This is a genomic window from Pseudomonas sp. FP2338, assembly GCF_030687515.1.
Taxonomy (GTDB): Bacteria; Pseudomonadota; Gammaproteobacteria; order Pseudomonadales; family Pseudomonadaceae; genus Aquipseudomonas; species Aquipseudomonas salomonii.
In genome coordinates this window covers 4,338,089-4,362,710 of record NZ_CP117436.1, presented here as the reverse complement: position 1 = coordinate 4,362,710, position 24,622 = coordinate 4,338,089, and the positions used below count along the sequence as shown (strand labels likewise).

The 24,622-nt window shown below is 57.8% G+C and carries 19 protein-coding genes and 1 tRNA gene; 18 read left to right on the top strand and 2 right to left on the bottom strand.

Features of this window, described 5'->3' with window-relative positions:
• The first annotated feature begins 370 nt into the window (after window positions 1-370).
• The 6 genes from PSH96_RS19710 (at window position 371) to PSH96_RS19685 (ending at window position 9,975) form a co-directional block, all read left to right on the top strand.
• Complete coding sequence (locus PSH96_RS19710; protein ID WP_305454459.1) at window positions 371-3,076, top strand: RHS repeat domain-containing protein; 2,706 nt, start codon at window positions 371-373, stop codon at window positions 3,074-3,076.
• Between the two features lie 131 nt (window positions 3,077-3,207).
• Window positions 3,208-4,149: a rhodanese-related sulfurtransferase gene (locus PSH96_RS19705; protein WP_305454458.1), complete on the top strand. Its 942-nt coding sequence runs from the start codon at window positions 3,208-3,210 to the stop codon at window positions 4,147-4,149.
• A 36-nt stretch (window positions 4,150-4,185) separates the two neighbouring features.
• Window positions 4,186-4,791, top strand: coding sequence for a DsbA family protein (locus PSH96_RS19700; RefSeq protein ID WP_177034541.1), 606 nt, complete (start codon window positions 4,186-4,188; stop codon window positions 4,789-4,791).
• Window positions 4,781-6,583 (top strand): ABC transporter ATP-binding protein, encoded by a 1,803-nt coding sequence (locus PSH96_RS19695; RefSeq protein WP_305454457.1) that lies wholly within the window; start codon window positions 4,781-4,783, stop codon window positions 6,581-6,583. The genes PSH96_RS19700 and PSH96_RS19695 overlap by 11 nt, the downstream gene beginning before the upstream one ends.
• 65 nt (window positions 6,584-6,648) lie before the next feature.
• Window positions 6,649-9,123, top strand: a complete 2,475-nt coding sequence (locus PSH96_RS19690; protein WP_305454455.1) for an EAL domain-containing protein — start codon at window positions 6,649-6,651, stop codon at window positions 9,121-9,123.
• Window positions 9,124-9,201: 78 nt separating this feature from the next.
• Window positions 9,202-9,975: a TenA family transcriptional regulator gene (locus PSH96_RS19685; RefSeq protein ID WP_370694373.1), complete on the top strand. Its 774-nt coding sequence runs from the start codon at window positions 9,202-9,204 to the stop codon at window positions 9,973-9,975.
• Window positions 9,976-9,996: 21 nt separating this feature from the next.
• Here PSH96_RS19685 and PSH96_RS19680 read toward each other — a convergent pair whose 3' ends face one another.
• Window positions 9,997-10,923 (bottom strand): GGDEF domain-containing protein, encoded by a 927-nt coding sequence (locus tag PSH96_RS19680; RefSeq protein WP_305454453.1) that lies wholly within the window; start codon window positions 10,921-10,923, stop codon window positions 9,997-9,999.
• A gap of 281 nt (window positions 10,924-11,204) precedes the next feature.
• Window positions 11,205-12,347, bottom strand: coding sequence for an FMN-dependent L-lactate dehydrogenase LldD (gene lldD / locus PSH96_RS19675; RefSeq protein ID WP_305454452.1), 1,143 nt, complete (start codon window positions 12,345-12,347; stop codon window positions 11,205-11,207).
• Between the two features lie 101 nt (window positions 12,348-12,448).
• Here lldD and PSH96_RS19670 point away from each other — a divergent pair, with 101 nt between their 5' ends.
• The 12 genes from PSH96_RS19670 to PSH96_RS19615 all read left to right on the top strand — a co-directional run bounded on the left by PSH96_RS19670 (window position 12,449) and on the right by PSH96_RS19615 (window position 24,606).
• Entirely contained in the window at window positions 12,449-13,333 is an 885-nt protein-coding gene (locus PSH96_RS19670) for a LysR family transcriptional regulator (protein ID WP_305454451.1), read from the top strand.
• A gap of 85 nt (window positions 13,334-13,418) precedes the next feature.
• Window positions 13,419-13,494: transfer RNA gene (locus PSH96_RS19665), tRNA-Asn, on the top strand.
• A gap of 288 nt (window positions 13,495-13,782) precedes the next feature.
• On the top strand, window positions 13,783-14,937 hold the full coding sequence (locus tag PSH96_RS19660; protein WP_305454450.1) for an efflux RND transporter periplasmic adaptor subunit: 1,155 nt from the start codon (window positions 13,783-13,785) through the stop codon (window positions 14,935-14,937).
• A complete protein-coding gene (locus PSH96_RS19655) occupies window positions 14,934-17,990 on the top strand; it encodes a multidrug efflux RND transporter permease subunit (RefSeq protein ID WP_305454449.1) in 3,057 nt (1,018 codons plus the stop codon). Before PSH96_RS19660 ends, PSH96_RS19655 begins: the two co-directional genes overlap by 4 nt.
• A gap of 261 nt (window positions 17,991-18,251) precedes the next feature.
• Window positions 18,252-18,614, top strand: coding sequence for a hypothetical protein (locus tag PSH96_RS19650; protein ID WP_305454448.1), 363 nt, complete (start codon window positions 18,252-18,254; stop codon window positions 18,612-18,614).
• Window positions 18,607-19,749 carry a hypothetical protein gene (locus PSH96_RS19645; protein ID WP_305454446.1) on the top strand — a complete coding sequence of 381 codons (1,143 nt, stop codon included), beginning with the start codon at window positions 18,607-18,609 and terminating at the stop codon, window positions 19,747-19,749. Before PSH96_RS19650 ends, PSH96_RS19645 begins: the two co-directional genes overlap by 8 nt.
• Window positions 19,746-21,008 carry a beta-ketoacyl-[acyl-carrier-protein] synthase family protein gene (locus PSH96_RS19640; RefSeq protein ID WP_305454444.1) on the top strand — a complete coding sequence of 421 codons (1,263 nt, stop codon included), beginning with the start codon at window positions 19,746-19,748 and terminating at the stop codon, window positions 21,006-21,008. The genes PSH96_RS19645 and PSH96_RS19640 overlap by 4 nt, the downstream gene beginning before the upstream one ends.
• A 16-nt stretch (window positions 21,009-21,024) precedes the next feature.
• A complete protein-coding gene (locus PSH96_RS19635; protein ID WP_305454443.1) occupies window positions 21,025-22,266 on the top strand; it encodes a hypothetical protein in 1,242 nt (413 codons plus the stop codon).
• Between the two features lie 18 nt (window positions 22,267-22,284).
• The gene (locus PSH96_RS19630) at window positions 22,285-23,046 is read left to right on the top strand and encodes a class I SAM-dependent methyltransferase (RefSeq protein ID WP_305454442.1); all 762 of its coding nucleotides are present in this window, start codon (window positions 22,285-22,287) and stop codon (window positions 23,044-23,046) included.
• A gap of 9 nt (window positions 23,047-23,055) precedes the next feature.
• Window positions 23,056-23,583, top strand: a complete 528-nt coding sequence (locus PSH96_RS19625) for a hypothetical protein (RefSeq protein WP_305454441.1) — start codon at window positions 23,056-23,058, stop codon at window positions 23,581-23,583.
• A gap of 55 nt (window positions 23,584-23,638) precedes the next feature.
• Entirely contained in the window at window positions 23,639-24,004 is a 366-nt protein-coding gene (locus tag PSH96_RS19620; RefSeq protein ID WP_305454439.1) for a hypothetical protein, read from the top strand.
• A 53-nt stretch (window positions 24,005-24,057) separates the two neighbouring features.
• Complete coding sequence (locus PSH96_RS19615; RefSeq protein ID WP_065931372.1) at window positions 24,058-24,606, top strand: hypothetical protein; 549 nt, start codon at window positions 24,058-24,060, stop codon at window positions 24,604-24,606.
• Window positions 24,607-24,622 lie beyond the last annotated feature (16 nt).

The window sequence follows — 24,622 nt, the reverse complement described above, 5'->3', positions numbered from 1 at the left end:
GGGTCCGGCGGGCAATGAAAAACGCTATCACGCAGGTTGAGGGGGGCAGGCATAGCTATTTACAGGCATCGACCCGGCGAGGTTGAGACGTCCATACATCGATACCACCTCTGTCCAGAACAGGAACCCTAGGCTTTTCCGACCATCGTGCAATTCAGGCCATCTGATCATGTCTGCTTCACTTCATCGAAATACGCCTTCGCTTGCGGCATTCGACCCCCGTGGGTTGACCGTGCGTAGCGTCGCTTACCTGCGCGCCACCCCCCAGGCTGCGCCAACGGCCCGTGTCCGGCGCCAGGTCTATGGGGCCAGCGGCCTGCTACTGCAGCAGTGGGACCCGCGACTGTATGCCCTTAAATTGAGCAAACCCTTGACCGAAGCGAACCAGGTGTCGGTGTACAGCCTGTCCGGCACGCTGGTCCGCCGCAACGATGTGGATGCCGGCATGCGGCTGATGCTGTCGGCGCCCTCCGGGCAACTGATGCATGCCTGGGACGGGCGGGGGGCGTATCAGCGCCACGACTACGATGCTTTGCAGCGCCCGGTGGCGGTGTTCGAACAAGCTGCCGACCAAGCGCAACCCTACTGTGTCGAACGCCTGGTGTATGCCTCGCCAACCCCCGAGCATAGCGCGCTTAACAGCAGCGGCCGTCTGGTACGCCATGCCGACCCGGCGGGCACGCAGGTGTTCGACGAGTATGCGATTACCGGGCAAGTGCAGCTGCAAACGCGGCGGTTTCGCGAGGCTCCCGGCGAGGTTGACTGGCCGCTTGCCCAGGCCGATCAGAACCAGCAATTGGAAAGCGTGCGTTACACCACACGTTGGAAGTTCGATGCCGTTGGCGGCACCTTGGAACAGGTCGACGCCAAGGATAATGGCCGGCACTTTGCCTATGGGCTGGACGGACAGGCGAAACATATTCACCTCACCTTGAAAGGTGGCGCGCGCAAGACCGTCATAGAACGCTACGACTACAATGCCGCCGGTCAGGTGGAAGCGGCCCTGTTGGGCAATGGCGTGAGCAGCCAGGCCGCCTATCGGGCCGAGGATGGCCGTAGGCATCGGCTGATGGCGTACCGTAAAAATGAGCTGGCGGCGCCGTTACAGGATTTGAATTACGACTATGACCCGGTGGGAAATGTTTCAGCCCTGCGAGATCAGGCGCAACCGACGAAATGGAGCCACAACACGCAAGTGGATGCTTCATACCGCTATGAATACGACTCGCTGTACCAACTGACTCAGGCGACGGGCCGGGAAAGTGCGGCCGCCGCCCTCGGCCCGGCGCTGCCCGCGCGTATTTCGTTCGGTTCGACCGATGCCGGTTTATGGCGCAACTACACCCAGCACTATGCCTATGACGAGGGGGGCAACCTGACCCGGCTGCGTCATGTGCCGTCCAGTGGCGTCGGCTACACCCGCGATATGCAGGTGGCGACGGGCAGCAACCGGGCGTTGTCGAGCGAGCATCCGGTGGCCGAGTTGGCGCAGGGCTTCGATGCCAATGGCAATCAGCAACAACTGGGGCGCGGCCTGCCGATGGCGTGGAATGTGCGTAATCAATTGGCCGGGGTCACGTCAATTGTGCGCGAGGACGGGGCCTCGGATGAGGAGGCTTATGTGTATGCAGGCGACGGCCAGCGTGCGCTCAAGCTCACTCACCAGCAGGTGGCCGGCAGCCGGCAAACGGCTCGTGTGTATTACTTGCCTGGCCTGGAGCTGCGCCATCGGCCGTTGCGTCGGTTGAATGTAGTGCGCCTTGAAGTGGCGTGTTGCACGGTTGAGGTCTTGCAATGGGAGCTGGGACTCGATGAGGGGGCCCCCGATGAAACCCTGCGTTTTTGCCTGACGGACCCGCAATCGAGTCATGCGCTGGAGTTGGGCGAGCAGGCCGAGTTATTGAGCCAGGAGAGTTATTTTCCCTATGGGGGCACGGCGTGGTGGGCATCGCGCAATGCGGTGGACGGTAGCTACAAAACCCGCCGATATTCGGGCAAGGAGCGGGACGGCAGCGGTTTGTATTACTACGGTTTGCGCTATTACGCCCCGTGGTTGCAGCGATGGATAAGCCCCGACCCAGCAGGGGATGATGGGCAGCTCAATCCTTACCTCATGGCGTTCAACAACCCGATCACGTTCGTTGATTCGATGGGGCTGCAGCCGGCGGCCGTGGAAAATACCCGGATACAGGGCGGTATTATTATTTTGTTGTTTTTAGTCTTGCTGGGCCTGGGGGCGGGAGCGCTGCTGGGTAATGCAAATTTGGGGGGGGCTGTGGGCGCTCTGGTGGGAGGCGTACTCTTTGGCGCCAGCCGCCTCGGCTCCTATAGAAACATGCAGCCGCAGGCCCCGGCCAGCTCAGCGCATCAACTGGAAGAAGAGTTCGCCAGGAATATTTCGGAGGTGGCGATCAATTTGGTGCAGCAGGGGCAGTTGAGTCACGATGAAACGGAGCGGCTGGTGAATTTTGCCTATGCGCGCCGCCCTGCCGAAGGCGGTATGTCCCTTTACATCTATAAACGTCAGGGGGCCATCTATGGTTATGCTGGTCCTGAGGACCAACCGGGAGACTTCGAAAGCCTACTGGAGGGGAATCGTAACCCGCTGCCCGAGTTGAAACGCATGGGCTATAGCGCACTAGTGTTGCGAAGCCCCGGGAGTGAGTCCGCTGCCGCGAGCGGTCAGCAGGCGGGGCCAAGCGCCTTCGAGGTTGGGGCGACGACACTGGTGGCTGGCTCAGGTCGCGCACGCGGTGGTCGGCAAGCACAGGCGCAGGTGCCGTTGGTGGCGCCGGCGGCAGCGAGAGCCGCTGCCCCGCAGATGGAGATCGATACCGCGAGGCTTGTAGATACCCAACTATCGGGCCGTGAGCGCCGCAGTATTGCCCTTACCCTCAGCCACTTGCGTGAAGGGCGTTTCGGCGCGGTACATTGGCATGTTCACAGAGACCAACTGTGGTCCGCTGATTTGCACGGCTACGCCGCTGCTCGTGGACGCGGTGCCTATCGTTTGATGTTCAGCCATCTCGGGGGGCAGCGGTACCGAGTGGAGGGGGTACGTAACCCACACCGCTGAGCACATGTCAGCGGTTGCGTGTCGATGCGGTGGCGGCGTGGTTTTGCTAGAATACGCGCCGCGTCGCCTGGCCGGCGTCATTTTGCATCCGGTTCACCCCTTACGAGGGTAGCCACCTGGAGAGATTACCCATGACTCAACCTATCGTCGTGGCGGCACTGTATAAGTTCGTCACCCTCGAAGATTACGTCGCCCTGCGCGAGCCACTGCTGCAGGCAATGGTCGACAACGGCATCAAAGGCACCTTGCTGATCGCCGAAGAAGGCATCAACGGCACCGTTTCCGGCAGCCGCGAAGGCATTGACGGCCTGATGGCCTGGCTCAAGAAAGACCCGCGCATGGACGACATCGACCACAAAGAGTCGTACTGCGACGATCAGCCGTTCTACCGCACCAAGGTCAAGCTCAAGAAAGAGATCGTGACCCTGGGCGTCGAAGGCGTCGACCCGAACAAAAAAGTCGGCACCTACGTTGAGCCGCAAGACTGGAACGCGTTGATCAGCGACCCTGAAGTTCTGTTGATCGACACCCGCAACGACTACGAAGTGTCGATCGGCACCTTTGAAGGCGCAATCGACCCGAAAACCACCAGTTTTCGCGAATTTCCCGACTACATCAAAGCCAACTTCGACCCGGCCAAGCACAAGAAAGTCGCGATGTTCTGCACCGGCGGCATTCGTTGCGAAAAAGCCTCCAGCTATATGCTGAGCGAAGGTTTCGACGAGGTTTACCACCTTAAAGGCGGGATCCTGAAGTACCTCGAAGAGGTGCCGCAGGCAGAAACCAAATGGCAGGGCGACTGTTTTGTCTTCGACAATCGCGTCACCGTACGCCACGACCTCAGCGAAGGCGACTACGATCAATGTCATGCCTGTCGCACACCGGTCAGCGTAGAAGACCGCGCGTCCGAGCATTATGTGGCTGGCATCAGTTGCCCGCATTGCTGGGATAAGCTGCCGGAGAAGACCCGTCGCAGCGCCATCGATCGGCAAAAGCAGATCGAGCTGGCCAAGGCCCGCAACATGCCGCACCCGATTGGCTTCAACTACAAGCAAACCCCTTCCGAGGCCTGACCCATGCCCGCGCGCCTGCTCTATGTGATGGACCCGATGTGTTCCTGGTGCTGGGGCTTTGCCCCGGTGGCGCAGGCGCTGGTTGAGCAGGCCCAGGCGGCCGGCGTGGATGTGCACCTGGTGGTGGGCGGTTTGCGCACCGGCAGCGGCGCGGCGCTGGAGCCGACTACGCGGCGCTATATCCTTGAGCACTGGCAGGCCGTCACCGATGCCACCGGCCAGCCGTTCAAGCGCGAAGGCGCGTTGCCCGACGGCTTTGTCTATGACACCGAGCCTGCATGCCGCGCCATCGTCACCGCGCGCAGCCTGGCGCCGGATTGCGCCTGGACACTGCTGGGGCTGATCCAGCGTGCGTTTTATGTCGAGGGCCGCGATGTGACCCTCGCCAGCGTGCTGGTGGAACTGGCCGAGCAGGCGGGCATTCCGCGCATCGAGTTTGCCGGCGCCTTCGACCGCGCCGAGCAACATGCGGCGACGGCGGCTGATTTTACCTGGGTGCAGGACTTGGGCATTGCCGGTTTCCCGACGCTGTTGGCCGAGCGTAATGGCCAGCTGGCGTTGCTGACCAACGGCTATCAGCCGTTGTCCGAGCTGTCGCCCTTGCTCGCCCGATGGCTGGAGCGTGCCACCTGTGCAGGATGAGCCCAAACGCACCGACCGACTGACCTGGGCGGAAATTCGCCGCCTGGCCCTGCGTCACAAGAAATCCCTGTGGATCGCCAATGGTGTTGCCGTGCTGGCGACCCTGTGCAGCGTGCCTATTCCTTTGCTGTTGCCGCTGCTGGTGGACGAAGTGCTGCTGGGCCACGGCGATGCAGCGCTCAAGGTGATGAACCACGCGTTGCCACTGGGCTGGCAAAAGGCCGCTGGGTATATCGGCCTGATGCTGTTGGTGACCCTATGCCTGCGCTGCGGCGCACTGGTGTTCAACGTGGTGCAGGCGCGGCTGTTTGCGCGGCTGGCCAAGGATATTGTGTACCGCATCCGCGTGCGCCTGATCGAACGGCTCAAGCGGATTTCCCTGGGCGAATACGAAAGCCTGGGCAGTGGCACGGTGACCACGCATCTGGTCACCGACCTGGACACGCTGGACAAGTTTGTCGGTGAAACCCTCAGCCGCTTTCTGGTGGCCATGCTCACGCTGGTCGGCACCTCGGCGATTCTGGTGTGGATGCACTGGCAACTGGCGCTGTTGATCCTGCTGTTCAACCCCTTGGTGATCTACGCCACGGTGCAGTTGGGCAAACGCGTCAAACACCTGAAGAAGCTGGAGAACGACAGCACGTCGCGCTTTACCCAAGCGCTGACCGAAACCCTCGACGCCATCCAGGAAGTGCGTGCCGGCAATCGCCAGGGGTTTTTCCTCGGGCGCCTGGGCCAGCGCGCCCAGGAAGTGCGCGACTACGCGATCCACTCGCAATGGAAAACCGACGCCTCCAGCCGCGCCAGTGGCTTGTTGTTCCAGTTCGGTATCGACATCTTTCGCGCGGCGGCGATGCTCACCGTGTTGTTTTCCGACCTGTCCATCGGCCAGATGCTCGCGGTGTTCAGCTACCTGTGGTTCATGATCGGCCCCGTGGAGCAACTGCTGAACCTGCAATATGCCTACTACGCCGCAGGTGGTGCGCTGACGCGGATCAACGAGCTGCTGGCACGCGCCGACGAGCCGCAATATGCCGGCGGCGAAGACCCGTTCACCGGGCGTGAGACTGTCGGCATCGAGGTGCGCGGCCTCAACTTCGGCTATGGCGAAGAGTTGGTACTCAACCAGTTGAACCTGACCATCGCACCCGGCGAGAAGGTCGCGATTGTCGGCGCCAGCGGCGGCGGCAAAAGTACCCTGGTGCAACTGCTTTTGGGGCTCTATACGCCACAGGCCGGCAGTATTCGTTTCGGCGGTGCCACCCAGCAGGAAATCGGCCTGGCGACCATCCGCGAGAACGTCGCAGTGGTGCTGCAACACCCGGCGCTGTTCAACGACACCGTGCGCGCCAACCTGACCATGGGCCGCGCCCGCAGCGACCAAGCCTGCTGGCAGGCACTGGAAATCGCCCAGTTGGATGCTACCGTCAAGGCACTGCCCTTGGGCCTGGACAGTGTGGTGGGGCGTTCGGGTGTGCGTTTTTCAGGCGGGCAGCGCCAACGCCTGGCGATCGCGCGCATGGTGCTGGCCGAGCCGAAAGTGGTGATACTGGACGAGGCCACCTCGGCCCTGGACGCCGCCACCGAGTACAACCTGCACCAGGCGCTGGCGCGGTTTCTCAGTGGGCGTACTACACTGATCATCGCCCACAGGCTTTCTGCGGTGAAGCAGGCCGACCGGGTACTGGTGTTTGATGGCGGGCATATCGCCGAAGATGGCGACCATCAGCAGTTGATTGCCGATGGAGGGCTGTACGCCAAGCTCTACGGGCATCTGCAACAAGTTCGTTGATTTAGCTGAGCTATCGAGAGCGGATTTTCGCGTGCGTATCAAGCAGTGCATGTGCAAGGGACCTCATGAAGCAAAAGCGTACTCTCGCAGCGACGTTAAGCAAGCCTCGGTTGCTGGGCATTGTCTGGCCCTTTATCGCCGTCGTGCTGTTCCAGGCGTTGCTGGGTTGCGTCAGCCTCTACATGCTGTCAGCGGTGCGCGGCTATGTAGCAGGCGAGAGCTTGTGGTCCAAGGGCCAGAAAGATGCCATCTACTACCTGACCCTTTACGCCGATAACCGCGACGAAGCGACCTTCCTCAAATACCAGCAGGCCATCGCCGTGCCCCAGGGCGGCCACGAGTTGCGTGTGGCGCTGGATCAACCCACGCCCGATCTTGCGGCCGCGCGCCTGAGCATCCTCAAGGGCGGCAACCACCCCGATGACGTGTCCAGCCTGATCTGGCTGTACCTCAATTTTCGTCATTTCAGCTACCTGGAAAAAGCCATCGAACTGTGGACCGTCGGCGATGGTTACCTGGTGCAACTCGATGACCTGGCCCAGGCGATGCACCGGGCGATCCACAGCGATCAAGTCAACTCTGGCGACATTGCCGACTGGAAGACGCGCATCATCGCCATCAACGAAGGCGTGACGCCGGCCGCCAAGGCCTTCAGCGATGCCTTGGGCGAAGGCTCGCGGATGATCCTGCGCCTGCTGCTGATCACCAACCTGGCCACTGCCCTGGGTTTGATCGTGCTGGCGCTGCTGCGTACCCACAAGCTGCTGACTCAGCGCCATGCCTTTGCCACCGCGCTGCAAGCCGAGAAGGAGCGGGCGCAGATCACCCTGGAGTCGATTGGTGACGGCGTGATCACCACGGATGTCGACGGCGCCATTGCCTACATGAACCCGGCGGCCGAGGCGCTGACCCATTGGAAAAACGCGCAGGCCCAAGGGTTGCCGTTGGCGGCGTTATTCAACCTGCTCGATGAGAATGCCGAGCCCGATGGGTTCGCACTGATCGAACACATTATCAAGGGCGAACTCAGTGGCAGCAGCGGGCATTCCAAGCTGATCCAGCGCGTGGACGGCAGCACGGTGTCAGTCACCCTGGTAGGCGCGCCGATCCGCAGTGCCGGCAAGGTCAGCGGCGCGGTGCTGGTGCTGCACGACATGACTCAGGAGCGCCAATACATCGCCAACCTGTCGTGGCAGGCGACCCACGATGCGTTGACGGGCCTGGCCAACCGCCGCGAATTCGAGTTCCGCCTGGAGCAGGTGTTGCAACAGGTGTCGCGCCAGCAGAGCGGGCGGCATGCCTTGATGTTCCTCGACCTCGACCAGTTCAAGCTGGTCAACGACACTTGCGGGCATGCGGCGGGTGATGAGCTGTTGCGGCATATCTGTGCGTTGCTGCAATCGGACCTGCGCGAAGGCGACACCCTGGCGCGCCTGGGCGGCGACGAGTTCGGCATCCTGTTGGAGAACTGCCCGGCAGCGGTGGCGGAAAAGATCGCCGAAAGCCTGCGTCATACCGTGCAAAGCCTGCACTTTGTGTGGAAAGGCCGGCCGTTCATGACCACCGTGAGCATTGGCCTGGTGCATATCTCGCAATCGCCGACCACCCTGGAAACCTCGCTGCGCGCCGCTGATATGGCCTGTTATATGGCCAAGGAAAAGGGCCGCAACCGGGTGCAGGTCTACCATGCCGATGATTCGGAATTGTCCCTGCGCTTTGGCGAAATGGCCTGGGTGCAGCGTCTGCACATGGCCTTGGAAGAAGATCGCTTTTGCCTCTATTCCCAGGAAATCTCACCCCTGGGTCACACCGATGGCGGTAATGGTCATATTGAGATTCTCCTGCGCCTGCATGACGAGGCGGGTCGGATCATCCTGCCGGACAGTTTTATTCCGGCTGCCGAACGTTACGGTTTGATGACTTCGCTGGACCGTTGGGTGGTGGAAAACGTATTTAAGATTATCGCCCGTTGTATGCAAGAGCGTGCAGGCCGTCCTATGGCTATGTGTGCGATTAATCTGTCAGGCATAACTATTGGAGATGATGATTTTCTCGGATTTTTACGTGAGAAATTCGAGGCTTACAGCATTCCGCCGGAAATGATTTGTTTTGAAATAACCGAGACCAGTGCTATTGCCAATTTGGGCAGTGCAATCCGCTTTATTAATGAACTCAAGGCCTTAGGTTGCCATTTTTCACTTGATGACTTTTGTGCCGGAATGTCTTCATTCGCCTATCTTAAACATTTGCCTGTAGACTTCCTGAAGATCGACGGGAGTTTCGTAAAGGATATGCTGGACGACCCGATTAACCGTGCCATGGTCGAAGTGATCAACCACATCGGCCACGTCATGGGTAAGCGCACAATTGCCGAATTTGTTGAAACACCGCTGATCGAGCAGGCTTTACTTGAGATCGGTGTGGATTATGCTCAGGGCTACCTGATCGAACGTCCGCAATTGTTTACCTTTGATAGTCTGCAATGCCGACCTGTGCGGCCGCAGCCACTGTTGCTAAAGGCGCCCGGCACTTTCCGCTGAAGCATTCGACGGTCTGTACAATCACACTAGAAAAGGAGCCCTACAGTGATCGACACCTTCAACCGAACCGGCCCGCTTATGGACGCCTCGAGTTACCCAACCTGGGCGCAACAACTGATCCAGGACTGTAGTGAGAGCAAGCGCCGGGTTGTCGAACACGAACTGTACCAGCGCATGCGTGACAACACGCTTAGCGCCAAGACCATGCGCCACTACCTGATCGGTGGCTGGCCAGTGGTTGAACAGTTTGCCTTGTACATGGCACAGAACCTCACCAAGACCAAGTTTGCCCGTCATCCTGGGGAGGATATGGCGCGCCGGTGGCTGATGCGTAATATTCGCGTGGAACTCAACCACGCCGACTATTGGGTGCACTGGGCGCGCGCCCACGGGGTAAGCCTGGAAGAGTTGCAAGCGCAGAACGTACCACCGGAGCTGCACGCACTGAGTCACTGGTGCTGGCACACCAGCTCGGCCGATTCATTGATCGTCGCGATTGCCGCGACCAACTACGCGATCGAGGGGGCGACTGGGGAGTGGTCCGCCGTGGTGTGCTCGACCGGAGTGTATGCGGCTGCCTTCCCTGAAGAAGACCGCAAGCGCGCCATGAAGTGGTTGAAGATGCACGCGCAATACGACGACGCCCACCCTTGGGAAGCGCTGGAAATCATCTGCACATTGGCGGGGATGAACCCGAGCAAAGCCTTGCAGGTAGAACTGCGCCAGGCGGTGTGCAAGAGCTACGACTATATGTACCTGTTTTTGGAAAGTTGCATGCGGTTGGAGAACGAAAAAGCAAAGGCGCCAGCAGCCGTTCGCGAACGTCAGGTTCGCGTCGCCAGCGAGGCGTGATGTAAGCGTGATGGCGGGGTTTTACCCCGCCATTGCCAAGCGGTTGCGACCTTCGCGCTTGGCCACGTACAGGGCGTTATCAGCCCGCCGCAACAGGCTTTCTGCCGACTCGGCCGCCAACAGCGTCGAGCAACCCAGGCTCACCGTCAGTTCAATCCGCTTGCCATCGGCCCAATAGTCCTGAGCCTCTGCCGCCCGCCGCAGGCGTTCGCCGACCATTCCTGCCGCGTCCCGCCCGGTGTTCGACAGCAGGATCAAAAACTCTTCCCCGCCAAACCGAAACACCATGTCCACATTGCGTAACTGGCTTTTGATCGAGTCAGCGACCGCGCGCAATACGATGTCGCCCGCCGCATGGCCGTGGGTGTCGTTGATTTTCTTGAAGTGGTCAATGTCCAGCATCAATAAAGACAGCGGGCTCAGGTGCCGCCGGGCCATGTCAATTTCCCGTTGCAGCGTCTGGTCCATCGCAATGCGGTTGCCGGTTTCGGTCAGCGGGTCACGCAGGGCGCTGCGGGTGGCGGCGCGGTAGAGCAGGGCGTTACGCATCGGGTACAGCAAGGTCGACAGCAACGACTCCAGTTGCGCCAACTCGTCGTCCAGCAAACGTTGGTTGCGCCGGAATATCAACTCGCCCAGATGCTCGCCTTCATGGCTCAAGGTGTAGCTCACCGAGTGATGGCCTCGATGGCCAAACTCCAGGCGCAAGTCGCTGGCCTCATGGCGATATTGCAGTGCGTCCAACGGCACCAGCCGCTGAACTTCGCGAAAGAACAGCGCCAGGATGCGTTCCGGCTCAAGGCTGGTTTGCAATTGCTGGCTCAGTTGCTGACGAAGTTGCGCAAGTGTGGTGGGGCGACGTGGGAGCAGGGCAGGCTGACCAAACCCCAGGCGTTGCAATTTGGCACTGTCGAAGTCAATTGCGTTGGTCTGGGTAGGTGATTTCATAAGCTGACGGCCTCTAAGCACTTAACTGTCTTACAGGCTGCACGAGAGTGGCAAATGCCAAGCGTCTTACTGTTCCTTCAGTTCCGTAAAACATTGGAAACAGTTTAAACCGCTTTGCCATGGGTTATAACCCCTGGGCCCTGCCACACGTCTTGTTATTGCTTAACCTGCTTGAAAGGGGTTAGAGCGAGATTCATGCCACTTTGTATAACTTAAAAAAACACCTTATAAATCAACGACTGTTTAAAAAGCTCACCCCAGTCGTTGCGCCCTGACGTCAGTTATTTGGCTGTTCGAACCAAGGTGGTGTGGTCAATCTGATCAATCGAGGTCACGCCGGTCAAGGTCATGGCCACGCGCATCTCCTTGGCGAAGATATCCAGCAGGTTTTCCACCCCGGACTGGCCGGCGGCGGCCAGCGCATACACAGTCGAGCGCCCCAGCAGGCAGCCCTTGGCGCCCAGGGCGAGCATGCGTACCACGTCGAGCCCCGAACGAATGCCCGAGTCCACCAGCACGGTCAGGTCATCGCCGACGGCTTCGGCAATCGGCGGCAGGGCTTTGGCGGTTGACAGCACGCCATCAAGCTGGCGCCCGCCGTGGTTGGAAACCACGATGCCGTCGGCGCCGAAACTCACTGCGTCCTTGGCGTCCTGGGGGTCGAGGATGCCCTTGATAATCATCGGGCCTTTCCAGAACTCACGGATCCACTCCAGGTCTTTCCAGCTGATCGATGGGTCGAAATTGTTCGCCAGCCAGCCAATGTAGTCTTCCAGGTGGGTGGGCTTGCCGAGGTATTTGGAGATATTGCCCAGGTCGTGCGGGCGGCCCATCAAGCCCACATCAAAGGCCCATTGCGGCTTGCACACGGCCTGTAGCATCCGGCGCTGCGCCGCATAGGGCCCGGACATGCCCGAATGCGCATCACGGTAACGCGCGCCGGGTGTGGGCATATCGACGGTGAACACCAGCGTGGTCACCCCCGCTGCCTGGGCGCGCTCCAGCGCATTGCGCATAAAGCCGCGGTCCTTGAGCACATAGAGCTGGAACCAGATCGACTGCGGGCTTTGCGACGCCACTTCTTCAATCGGGCACACCGACACCGTCGACAGGCAAAACGGGATGCCCTTGTTGGCTGCCGCCTTGGCTGCCTGCACTTCGCCACGTCGCGCATACATGCCGGTCAGGCCCACAGGGCTGAGAATCACCGGCATGACCAGTTCCTGGCCGAACAAGCGGGTCTTGAGGCTCAGGTTGTCGACATTGCGCAGGATGCGCTGGCGCAGGCTGATCTCGGCCAGGTCCGAACTGTTGGCGCGCAGGGTGTGCTCGGCGTAGGCGCCGCCGTCGATGTAATCGAACAGAAAACGCGGCAGCTTGCGTTTGGCGGCTGCACGGTAGTCGGAGGCGGACGAGATGATCATGAACGGGTTCTCCACAGAGCTGGGTCGCACCACCATAAGCAAAAAGCTGGCATGATAAAAACAACTTTTATTACTAGTATCCAGTCGCTATAGGAATACCGATGAACCTGAGAACTGTGCGGGCGTTTGTCGAAGTGGTGCGCCAGGGCGGTTTCTCCCAGGCGGCTGAAGTGGTGGCCCTGACCCAATCCACCGTGAGCAAGGCGGTCAAGACCCTCGAAGACGAGCTCGGCACGCCGCTGCTCAACCGCCTGGGCCACCGTAACGAGCTGACGGCGGCTGGCGAAATCGCCTACCGCCGCGCCCTGGTGTTGCTCGCCGAACACAATGACTTGGTGGCCGAGATCAACGACCTGCGCGGCCTCAAACGCGGCGTACTGCGCATCGGCCTGCCACCGGTAGGCTGCGGCGTGCTGTTTGCGGCGATGTTCGCGGCATACCGCAGCCGCTACCCTGAGATCGAAATCGAACTCACCGAATACGGCAGCAAAAAACTGCGCGAATGCCTGGAAGCCGGGGAGGTCGACCTTGCCGCGCTGCTGTTGCCGGTGGACCAAGCCTTCGACTACCAGCCGGTGCGCAATGAACCACTGATGGCGGTACTGCCCATCAGCCACCCACTGGCCAAGCGCAAACGCATCGACTTCACCGACCTGGCCGATTCACCGTTCATCTTGTTCGAAGCCGGCTTCGCCCTGAACGCCAAGATCCTCGCCGCCTGTGAACGCAAAGGCGTCACGCCCCGAGTGACTGCGCGCAGCGGGCAGATCGATTTTATCGTTGACTTGGTGGCGGCCGGGCTGGGCGTCGCCTTCCTGCCACGTATGCTCGCGCTCAAACATCAACACGCGGGTATTGCCTTGATTGCGTTGGACGAACCCCACACCGACTGGCACATCGCCCTGGCCTGGCGCGCCAGCGCACACCTGCCACCGGCGGCGCGTGCGTGGCTGGATCTGGCCAAGGAAATGGCCAGCCCGGTATAGCGGGCGGCAGCCATGATTTGCGGTTTTCGTCCAAATGCACCTCAGTGCTTGACTTCTTCTTTTTAATCAGTAACATACGGCGCATTCCGCGATAGCTCAGTTGGTAGAGCAAATGACTGTTAATCATTGGGTCCCTGGTTCGAGTCCAGGTCGTGGAGCCAGATAGAGAAAAGCCTGCAGCGATGCAGGCTTTTTTTTGCCTTGGATTTGGTGCGCCAATCGGCACCTACGCAGCTGCTTTTGCAGCCACCCACGGCATTTTCTTACCGATCCGCGACAGAAACCGTCGAACGCCAGGCCCTCGAATGACGCGCAGGGCTCTAGCACAATGATTTGCCTTCCTCGTGCGAAAAACTGTCAAAAATCCCTCTTGGAAACATCTTGATACTCGGAGTAATGTGCTCGCTGATTCATCTTCGCGTGTTCAAATTTTTCCAAGGATTAGGAATATGTTGCGCCGTCGCATGCTGATCATGTTGGGTGTTTCTCTGGTTGTGGTGTTGCTGTTGGCGGCCTATAAAGCGTTTGCCATCTATCAACAGATTCAGGGTTTTACCAAGCCTCAACCGCCCGTCAGCGTGGCAGTGGTGACCGCGGTTGAGCAGCCCTGGCAGCAGCGCCTGCCGGCCGTGGGGGCGTTCAAGGCGTTGCGCGGTGTGAGCCTGAGCCTGGAGACCGCCGGGACGGTCAAGGACGTGCAGTTCGAGTCGGGGCAAAAGGTTCAGGTCGGGCAACCCCTGGTCCGGTTGGACAGTGCGGTAGAGCAGGCGCAATTGGAAACCGCCCAGTCAGATCTTGGACTGGCACAGCTGGATTATGGGCGCGGCAGCCAACTCGTTGGTGATCACGCCATCTCCAAGGGTGAGTTCGACCGCCTTTCAGCCCAGTTGCAAAAAAACAAGGCCACGGTGAACCAGCTCAAGGCCTCCCTCGCCAAGAAGCATATTCTTGCGCCATTCAGCGGCGTCATTGGTATTCGCCAGGTGGACGTTGGGGATTATCTGGCCAGCGGGACAGTGATTGCCACGTTGCAGGACCTCAGCAGTCTTTACGTCGACTTCTATATCCCAGAGCAATCGGTGCCGAAGATTGCGATCGGCCAAGGCGTGCAGGTAGAAGTCTCGGCCTATCCGAAACAGATGTTTCCTGGCACCGTCAGTGCGATCAACCCCAAGGTCGAGACCACCACACGTAATGTGTTGGTGCGCGCTACCCTGGCGAACCCGGATAACAAACTGCTCCCGGGCATGTTCGCCAATCTACAGGTGCTGCTGCCCAATCCGACGGTTCATATCGTGGTACCGGAAAGCGCGATTACCTACACCCTTTACGGTAATTCGGTGTACGCGGTCGCGCAAAAGAAGGCCGAGGACGGCAGCGTGGAGAAAGATGCGGACGGCCAGCCCCTGCTGATTGCCGAGCGGCGCTTTGTTGAAACCGGAGAGCGGCGGGGTGGCCTTGTGTTGGTGACCCGCGGGTTGCAGCAGGGCGAGCAAGTCGTCAGCGCTGGCCAGCTGAAGCTGGATACGGGAACGCCTATCACCATCAGCCCTGACAAGAACCAGTCGGCCGATCGACAGGCTCGTGTTGAAGGTGCGCTATGAAGTTCACCGACATCTTCATCCGTCGGCCGGTGCTGGCCCTGGTGGTCAGCCTGCTCATCGTGCTGCTGGGGTTTCAGGCCTACAGCAAGTTGGCGCTGCGCCAGTTTCCGAAAATGGAAAACGCCCTGATCACCGTCACCACTGCCTACCCTGGCGCCAATGCCGAGACGATTCAGGGCTACATCACTCAGCCTTTGCAGCAAAGCCTGGCGAGTGCCGAGGGGATTGACTACATGACGTCGGTCAGTCGCCAGAATTTTTCGGTGATTTCGATCTACGCGCGCATTGGTGCCAACAGCGACCGTTTGTTTACCGAGTTGTTGGCCAAGGCCAACGAGGTCAAGAACAAGTTACCTGCGGATGCTGAAGATCCTGTGCTGAGTAAGGAGTCCGCCGAAGCCTCCGCGCTGATGTATATCAGCTTCTCCAGCGAGCAACTGAATAACTCGCAGATTACCGACTACCTCTCGCGGGTCATTCAACCCAAGCTCGCCACACTGCCCGGCATGGCCGAAGCCGAAATCCTCGGCAGTCAGGTATTTGCCATGCGTATCTGGCTGGACCCTGTGAAGCTTGCCGGCTTCGGCCTGACTGCCAATGACGTCACGGCAGCGGTGCGCCGATACAACTATCTGTCGGCCGCAGGCGAGGTGAAGGGCGAGTATGTGGTTACCAGTATCAACGCCACTACCGAACTGAAGTCCGCCGAAAACTTCGCGGCTATCACGCTCAAAACCGACGGTGACAGCCGGGTGCTGCTGCGCGATGTAGCACGGGTGGAGATGGGCGCGGAAAACTACAACGCGATCAGTTCCTTTGGTGGCACGCCCTCTGTGTACATCGCAATCAAAGCCGCGCCGAGCGCCAACCCACTGGAGGTGATCAAGGAAGTGCGCAAAATCATGCCTGAGCTGGAGGCCCAGTTGCCGCCCAGCCTCAAGGTCGATATTGCCTACGACGCCACCTTGTTCATCCAGGCGTCCATCAACGAGGTGGTGAAAACGCTGTTTGAAGCCGTGCTGATTGTCATCGTGGTGGTGTTCTTGTTTCTGGGGGCGCTTCGTTCGGTGGTGATACCGGTGATCACCATTCCGCTGTCGATGATCGGCGTGCTGTTTTTCATGCAGATGATGGGTTACTCCATCAATTTGTTGACGCTGCTGGCGATGGTGCTTGCCATCGGCCTGGTCGTGGATGATGCGATCGTGGTGGTCGAAAATATTCACCGGCATATCGAGGACGGCAAGCGTCCATTGGACGCAGCATTGGAGGGCGCGCGGGAAATTGCCCTGCCGGTTGTCTCAATGACCATCACCTTGGCGGCGGTCTATGCCCCGATCGGTTTTCTCGACGGGCTGACCGGAGCACTGTTCAAAGAGTTTGCTTTGACCTTGGCCGGTGCCGTGGTGATTTCCGGCGTTGTCGCGCTGACACTTTCGCCAATGATGTGTGTCCTGCTGCTGCGCCATGACAAAAACGCTTCCGGGCTGGCGAGCCGGTTGGACCGGGTATTCGACCGGCTCAAACGACGTTATCAACGCATGCTTCACGGTACGTTGAACACGCGGCCGGTGGTGGTGGTCTTCGCGCTGATCGTGCTGTGCCTGATTCCGGTGTTTCTCACATTCACCAAGGCGGAATTGGCGCCTTCCGAAGACCAGGGCATCATTTTCATGATGGCCAGCGCACCTCAGCCCACCAACCTGAATTACATGAATACCTACACTGATGAATTCATCAAGATCTTCAAGACATTCCCAGAGTACTACTCGTCGTTCCAGATCAACGGCTACAACGGGGTGCAGTCAGGAATAGGCGGTTTTCTGCTCAAACCGTGGAATGAGCGCAGTCGCACTCAGATGGAGATCCTGCCTGAATTGCAGGCGCACTTGGCGCAGATCCCAGGTTTGCAAATATTTGGTATCAACCTGCCTTCTCTGCCCGGTACTGGCGAAGGCCTGCCCTTTGGTTTCGTCATCAATACTGCCCAGGACTATGAGTCACTGCTGAAAGTGGCCGAGCGCGTAAAAAATCGCGCGATGCAATCGGGCAAGTTCGGTTTTGTCGATATCGACCTGGCGTTTGATAAGCCGGAAGTGGTGGTGGAGATCGATCGCGCCAAGGCATCGCAGATGGGCGTGTCGATGCAGGACCTCGGCAGCACGCTGGCGACGCTGTTGGGTGAGGCGGAAATAAACCGGTTCACCCTCGAAGGGCGCAGCTATAAGGTAATTGCACAGGTTGAGCGCGCCTACCGTGACAACCCCGAATGGCTGAACAGCTACTACGTCAGAAATACCCAAGGTGAATTATTGCCGCTGTCGACCTTGATCAGCATTACAGACCGCGCGAGGCCACGGCAGTTGAACCAGTTCCAGCAGCTCAATTCTGCATTGATCTCGGGTTTTCCACTGGTCAGCATGGAGGAGGCCATTGAGACGGTGAAGCAGATTGCCATTGAAGAGGCGCCGCCGGGGTATGCGTTCGACTACAGCGGGGAATCGCGCCAGTTCGTGCAGGAAGGCAAGGCGCTATGGGTGACGTTTGGCTTGGCGCTGGCGATTATTTTCCTGGTACTGGCGGCGCAGTTTGAGAGCTTCCGCGACCCGCTGGTGATTCTGGTGACAGTGCCGTTATCCATTTGCGGGGCGTTGATTCCGCTGTTCCTTGGGTGGTCGAGTCTTAACATCTATACCCAGGTAGGGTTGGTGACGCTGATCGGGTTGATCAGCAAGCATGGGATTCTGATCGTCGAGTTTGCCAACCAGCTGCGCAGAGACAAGGGGCTATCGCCGCGGGAGGCGGTGGAGCAAGCAGCGGCGATTCGCCTGAGGCCGGTGTTGATGACGACGGCTGCCATGGTATTTGGCATGGTGCCGCTGATTTTTGCGACGGGGGCTGGGGCAGTGAGTCGATATGACATCGGCATGGTGATTGCCACCGGGATGTCGATCGGAACTTTATTCACCTTATTTGTTTTGCCCTGCGTCTACACGTTGTTGGCCAAACGTGACAGGGACGTGACAAGTGAAGTTGCCATGGCTCCCATCTAACCGGTTTATTAGTGGCTGTAGCGTCAACTAAACAGCAAGTGAGTGACCGTCCAGTGCCCGTGTAAGCGCTGCGATATTTATCATCTGTTAATTACGGCCAACCGTTCATCCGTGTCTTGTTTTTTTCCGTAAAAAATATTTTGACAAGCTTATAGCTATTTGTTTAGCATCTATTGGATCCAATTATAAGAACAATAAAGTCGACTGACTTTTATGCCGCTCTCGTTTTTTACAAAACATGGAAGAAGGGGTGTGATCGCTATGTATCTGATCAAAGTAAAACAAATTGCAGCAGATATTCTGTTTCTCGAAGGTCCCGACGCAATACCCAGCGATAAGTCATTTGACCAAATCGGATTTACATCCATTGACTTCATTGATTTCTGTTTTGAAGTTAAGTCGCAGATAAACCCCCACATTGAGCCCGAACACTTATGGCCGTTCCATAAGATGCAGGCTGATCCGGCACTCTGTGTGGATCGCCAGTGGACAGCCAAGGGTTGGGAAGTGGCCAGCGAAATACTTCAAGTTCCTGACAGTACTGTTATTCAGCCGGATAAGATCGGTAGTTTCTGGACGCCGGAGTTTTGCTCTCGGCGCCTAGAGGCGCTTGCCCATGGCTAGTGTCTTCATCACCGGCCTCGCCGTACGACAATCAGGGTTCGACCTGGCGGATATTGGGCGGCAAGACATCCTCCCCATAGCCGCCAAGCAACGGGCCAAGGTGCCGGCGGTGCTCTCTGCACAGATAGCTAAACATATTGCCCGCGAAGACCGGGCGATCTTGTCCGATGCAGCCATACACAGTCTATTGGTCTCAGGCGCCGCCTGTGCCATGGCAGAACAAGGCGGCGCGTTTGATCAAGCGGCGCGGGCAGAGATCAATGTCTATACAACCGCAGAAATCGTCCGCGACTTTTATGAGATTCTCTACGACTACCGAATGAAACACCCGGAACTGTCTGCAGAATCTATACACGCTGAATTAGGTCGGGTGGCAGGCGCTGTCCACCCACTGAGGCTGTTCCGCAAGTTACCGACTAATAACCTGTACCACATTGCCAAATATTTTGGCTTTACCGGTGGTGGGTATCCCTTACGCAGTATGTCGTTGGGCGGGCTGTCTTTATTGGAACAGGCGTTGTTCAAGCTGCAACATGCCGAGCAGGGCGGTGCCTTGTTGTGTGCGGTCGGCGATATGACCAAAGCCGATAACCTGGAGGCTTTTCGGAAGATGGGGCTGGTTGAAACAGACCCCACCCTCGCCACTGCCGATAAGGTCAGCGTGACTTACGGGGCGGTGGCGTTGATGCTTGAAAATACCACCCTGCTGCAACATTCCGGTCATGTTGCGCTGGCTGAAATCGTTGCGGTTTATAGCCGATTTGACGCACAGATATATTCAAAACAAGCGGATTGGGAGGCCCTGCTGCAATGCCTGCCGGCTGCGGTTATTGACACGCACCCTGTGGTCGTCATGTATGACAATGGCGCACCCAACTTGCGCCAGGTAGAGGACGCTGCGGTCTTCAAGATCATGCCTGAGGCCGACGTTCGCCGTTACAAGCCTTACACAGGCTACGCCGGTAGCACCAGCGGCTTGGTGGATCTGGCGTGTGCCTTGGCAGATGAAAGCATCGAGGTCGGGCGCACACTATTGGTGAACGGGATGGGAATTGGGATTGGTTGTGCCTGTGCGGTAGTCAAAAAGCTACGGCATTTAACTCCTGATCAAGCATCGTCGGGAGAACTATCATGAGAGAACGTGTAGTGATCACCGCTCTCGGCTGTTGCACGCCCTTGGGTGATACTTACGATTCAGTAAGAGCGGCACTCAGCGAAGGAACGTCGGGGATTCGCGAAATCCACAAGTTTGACACGGGTACATTCAAGAGCCATTTCGCGGGTATTCCACAAGTGGGTAATACACCCGCGTCGGCCTCCAGGCGCAGCCGCTCATGGGATGAGCTTTATATCAGCAACGCTATCAAGGGTTTGTTGGCCTGGCCGGGCACGGATTTAAGTCATCTCGCGCCAGAGCGTATCGGTTGCTTTCTCGGGGTGGATGAGCCTGTTCCTGATATTCATCAGACTGTGGACTTCATTTACGACTTGGAACGAAACGCGGATAACACCTTTACAAACATGGCCGCGGTAATGGAGAAGCACTATCGAATCAGTGACTTTTCCCGTATGGACCCGACTCAGTTGTTACGTCAGGTCCATGCGCACGTTCCGTTCCACGGCCCGACCATGGTGCACGTCGGTCTTTGCTCTGCATCGTTACAAGCTATTGGCACCGGCTTTGAACAGGTGGCGAGCGGTCGAGTCGACGCGGCAATAGTGGGTGGCGCCAGTGCCAAGGTCACGCCTGAACATTATGTTGGCCTGGAATCGGTTGATGTGATCTGTACCGATGCCTCTTTACCGCCTGATGGATTGTCGCGCCCCTTTGATACGCGCCGCTCAGGCTATGTGCCGGCGGAAGGGGCGGTACTGTTCTTGTTGGAAACATACACCAGCGCGCTCAAGAGAGGGGCGGTGCCGTTACTGGAAGTCGTGGGGTATGGCGCGAGCATGAATGCGAGTCATATTGTGAAACCTGACCCTGACAGCCGGGAAATGAAACTCTCAATGACGCGCGCACTGGCAAGTGCCCAGTTGAATGCAAGCCAAATAGGCTTGGTGAATGCGCACGGCACGTCGACGGTGTTGAACGACTTGCATGAGTCCGCCGCGATTTGTTCGGTGTTGTCCGAGGCTGTGCCGGTCACCGCGAACAAGTCGTTGCATGGGCATATGATCGCTGCCGCCGGGGCCATGGAAACGCTTAATACCTTGATTGCGTTGAGAGAAGGCTTTATTCCCGGCACGCGTAATCTTGATGTGAAAGACCCGCAGTGTTCAGCCAATGTCATAGGCGAAACGCGCAGCGCTCATATTGAATATTGCCTCAAGAACTCTTTTGGCATGGGCGGTCTTGCCGCATCCATGATTTTTCGCCGAGTCGATGCTTAATTATAAGGATTGCACAATGAAAACAATCCAGCGCCGCACAGCTTTTCCAGTCGATAAGTTTAATCAAATGGTGATGGGGTATATCAGTGAGGATTACCCGGGTTCGCTGCAAACGGTAACGGACTATCAGGGGTTTATCGACGCCTACCCCGTCATGGATAAAAGCGCCTTGGCAGCGTCGGGTCGGCAATTGCTGGCGGCCGGCAAAATGCAGGGCTGTTATGTCGTTTCGACCTCGGGCACTACCCGCAGCCCTGTCATTCTGGCGAATAAGTTCCTGCAGGGTGTTACCGAAAGCAGCTACCCCTACCAAGTACGCCAGGCCATGGCCGAGCACGTATTCAGTGCCAATGACGTTGTGGCAAACCTGCTCACGGCTGGCGGCCTGGGTAACAGCTACGAGGGCATGTGCCGGTTGCTTGAGAATATTGGGGTGACCATCCTGCCTGTGGGCCGGCCGGATACCCTGTCCAATAACGCACTCTTGCTCGATTTGCTGGAGCGTTTTTCTGCTGATGTCCTGGTGGGGTCACCCAGTGGGATTGTGCAAGTTGCTCAGGCCGCACTGAGTGCTGGCGTGTCGTTGCCCATACGCAAGATTGTGTTTGTCGGCGAAGCCTTCCACCTGTCCAAGCGCAAGTTCGTCAGTGAGCTGTGGCCGCAGGCGTCTTTCTATAGCATTTATGGTGCGACGGAATTGGGGTTTGCCGCGATCAATACCCCACAGATGAGTGCGGGCCACCACCTAGTGCTTTCCGACTGGTTTTTCGTGGAGGTCAGCGAGCAAGGTGAACTGTTGGTCACCGATCTCAAAGCGCCTGTGGTGCCGCTTATTCGCTATCGCATTGGCGACTACGGCGAGCTCTTTTCAGTCTCGGGTGACGCGGCCTATTACTTGAGCATCGGCGACAGAGTAGAAGAAGAATTCAGTCTGGGAGGGCACAAGATTCGATTGGACCTTGTGCGCAAGCAACTGACCGCCGCGGGCGTGGATGCAACCTATTGCCAGGTCACACTCAAGTCGGTCGAGTTGGGTCGGGACCGCGTGGAAGTGGCCTTGGATCTACCCGATAGCGAGGTGGGCCAAAGTCTGCAGGCGCACGTTGCGTCAGTACTCAGCCAGATCCCCAAACTGAGTGAAGCCTTGCGGCGTGGCGTCGCCGAGTTGTCGGTTGTAGGCCGCGAGCACTTTCAGTTCAACGCCCGGCAAAAGCTACCGTCTCTGCGAGATGAGCGCCAGCGTGTGGGAGTTGCGTGAATGGGCGCAGAGCTATCAATGCGTATCGACAGATTGCTGGCCATTCCCACAGAGCAGCGTTGGCAGGGTGAACTCTTTCAAGCGTATTCGGATTTATTGATTGTATTGAACAACTACCCGCTGAACTTTTCGGATGAGACCGCGCACAGTAGCGAGCGCAGTCGAATGCAAGACTGCCAGCGAAAAGTGCTTGAGATAGAGCAGTTGTTCGAGTCGACGTTGAGCGAGCAGTGGGCAAACTTGTTGAGTGAAGGCAGCCCACTCAGCCGTTTTTTCTACCGGATTTATCAACGCATGGTCAGCGGTGAACTCAAGAGTCTTGACGGTAGCCAGGGGCGGATGTGCCAGGTCGGTGTGGGGGCGATGCCGCTGAGTATTTTACTTTACCTGCAGAAAACATCCTTTGTGGTGACGGGTATTGATAGTGATCACAGCGCGATTGTGAAAGCCCAGCAAGGGCTCCACGGCGCGCTGAGCGCCTTGGATATCCCGGCTGAACGTTTGAACCTGGTCGAGGCGGACGGCGTAGATTTTGATTACGGCAGTTATGACGTCGTGGTGGTGTCCATGACCGTTTCCCCGCGGTCCCGCGTGGTGCAACGTATTCTGGATACCTGTCGGCAGCCACAACTTCGTATCGTGTTGCGTGACACCGAAGGCTGGAAGCAGTTTATTTATCGCCCCGTCGGGCTGCCGGGTCAGGACGCTTTGGAGTTAGTGGCTCACCATGTTGGCTGCCCGATTAGCAGTGCTGTTTATTCCGTACGATCTCATCATTGAGGGATACCCATGCTTGTTATATTGCGTGAAACGCCACTGTGGGTGTATGCCGTTTTTTTCATGCTGCTCTATTACGGCGTGATGGCATGTTTTAGAAGTACTGAAACACGTCGTTCCCTCTTGATCAGCCCGGTCATCTTCGTGGTGTGGTCATTGGCGGCGATGGACTATGCCACGCATCCACTGCTTTCAATGGGCACCTGGGTGGCAGGGTTATTAGTCGGCTGGGCAATCGCAGCGTTGTGGTTTGACTATCAGGGTATTACCCAAGGGGAGGCCCGGCACTCCATTTCAGTGCCAGGTTCATTAAAGCTGTTGATACTCTCGATGTTTTTTTTCGGCATTAAATATTTCATCGGTTATGAGCAGGCGACAGATCGAGTGTTTGCCAGTTCACTGCCGATGGTGGTCTTGATCGGCGTGGCTTCGGGTTTGACGATCGGGCTGTTGTGCGGACGCGCGTGGAAGATGCTGTCGATTCTGAATCGGTATTCGCGAGACGGCATTGCCGAGGCCACGTGTGTAAACAAGACATGAGGGGCGCCGGGTGCCAGGACGGTCAGCTGGCTGACAAGACGCCGTGGGGGGCTTCATGAATTATCTAGAACTGTGTCCTGAGTTGGAACGGCATGGTGACCTGTTCCGTGTTCGGTTGGATCCTGATGTGCTGGAGATGTTTATTGCTCGCTACGACGCCAGCCTGGTCACCGTTGAGCTGTGTCACCAGTTCGCGGTGAGGTGTGTGAGGGCAAGCGCCAGTGCGGTGTCAGTGGCCGAGCGGTTTTTGCCGGTGTCGTTGCGTAATCTGAGTGCAGGAGACCTGCGCCAGGCGCGTTATTTATTTGGCCAGGTCTCCCATGAGCCCCGTGGCGGCACGGTGCAGGTTTTCTCGTCGAGCGACCCCACTCAATACGATGACGTGTTTTGTTTGGTGACGGTCATGGCCACGCAGCCATGAATTAAATCGGCCGGGATGCCTTTTGCGTTCTGCTCCTCAGGGGTGTGCATGTCATGATCAATCTTATTATTCCTCCGTTGTTGTTTCCTTACTTTCTGACCTGGCGATCGGGGAGTTATACCGAAGCGGCATTACTGTCATTAGTGGTCTTGATTGTGCTGTGCTACAAGGGCTTGAAGCACAAGTTTGTTATTGATTGGAGTGTTGCGTGCGGCTTTGTTCTGGTCGCTTGTATTTCGTATGCTGAACCCGGATTTTTCAGCTTGTCATACACTAAGCCGCTGATCTACGCTTTGTTGGCCGTGGCCGGATGGGGCTCTTATTGTATTGGCAAGCCCTTCACGCTGCAGTATGCAAAGTTAGAAGCTCCGGAGGAGGTCTGGCACACGCCGGCGTTCTTTTTCATCAATAAACATATCACCTTGATGTGGAATGCCGTGTTCAGTCTTAATTTTGGGCTTGCTGTATTGAGCCTGATGTTTAACGACTACTGGCCGATTTACTTATTGATGTCTTACTTCACGATCTTGTGCGCCGTGGTGTTTACTCAAAAATACCCGGATTACTATTTGGCTCAGGGAGAAAGAAACCGTGCGGTATGAAGTGTTTACCACGTCA

Coding starts and splice junctions, on each gene's coding strand:
- lldD (WP_305454452.1), bottom strand. CDS start 12,347: ATGATCATCTCGTCCGCCTCCGACTACCGTGCAGCCGCCAAACGCAAG.
- PSH96_RS19700 (WP_177034541.1), top strand. CDS start 4,186: ATGTGTTCCTGGTGCTGGGGCTTTGCCCCGGTGGCGCAGGCGCTGGTT.
- PSH96_RS19625 (WP_305454441.1), top strand. CDS start 23,056: ATGCTTGTTATATTGCGTGAAACGCCACTGTGGGTGTATGCCGTTTTT.
- PSH96_RS19705 (WP_305454458.1), top strand. CDS start 3,208: ATGACTCAACCTATCGTCGTGGCGGCACTGTATAAGTTCGTCACCCTC.
- PSH96_RS19690 (WP_305454455.1), top strand. CDS start 6,649: ATGAAGCAAAAGCGTACTCTCGCAGCGACGTTAAGCAAGCCTCGGTTG.
- PSH96_RS19680 (WP_305454453.1), bottom strand. CDS start 10,923: ATGAAATCACCTACCCAGACCAACGCAATTGACTTCGACAGTGCCAAA.
- PSH96_RS19670 (WP_305454451.1), top strand. CDS start 12,449: ATGAACCTGAGAACTGTGCGGGCGTTTGTCGAAGTGGTGCGCCAGGGC.
- PSH96_RS19630 (WP_305454442.1), top strand. CDS start 22,285: ATGCGTATCGACAGATTGCTGGCCATTCCCACAGAGCAGCGTTGGCAG.
- PSH96_RS19660 (WP_305454450.1), top strand. CDS start 13,783: ATGTTGCGCCGTCGCATGCTGATCATGTTGGGTGTTTCTCTGGTTGTG.
- PSH96_RS19645 (WP_305454446.1), top strand. CDS start 18,607: ATGGCTAGTGTCTTCATCACCGGCCTCGCCGTACGACAATCAGGGTTC.
- PSH96_RS19685 (WP_370694373.1), top strand. CDS start 9,202: ATGGACGCCTCGAGTTACCCAACCTGGGCGCAACAACTGATCCAGGAC.
- PSH96_RS19655 (WP_305454449.1), top strand. CDS start 14,934: ATGAAGTTCACCGACATCTTCATCCGTCGGCCGGTGCTGGCCCTGGTG.
- PSH96_RS19635 (WP_305454443.1), top strand. CDS start 21,025: ATGAAAACAATCCAGCGCCGCACAGCTTTTCCAGTCGATAAGTTTAAT.
- PSH96_RS19615 (WP_065931372.1), top strand. CDS start 24,058: ATGATCAATCTTATTATTCCTCCGTTGTTGTTTCCTTACTTTCTGACC.
- PSH96_RS19620 (WP_305454439.1), top strand. CDS start 23,639: ATGAATTATCTAGAACTGTGTCCTGAGTTGGAACGGCATGGTGACCTG.
- PSH96_RS19640 (WP_305454444.1), top strand. CDS start 19,746: ATGAGAGAACGTGTAGTGATCACCGCTCTCGGCTGTTGCACGCCCTTG.
- PSH96_RS19650 (WP_305454448.1), top strand. CDS start 18,252: ATGTATCTGATCAAAGTAAAACAAATTGCAGCAGATATTCTGTTTCTC.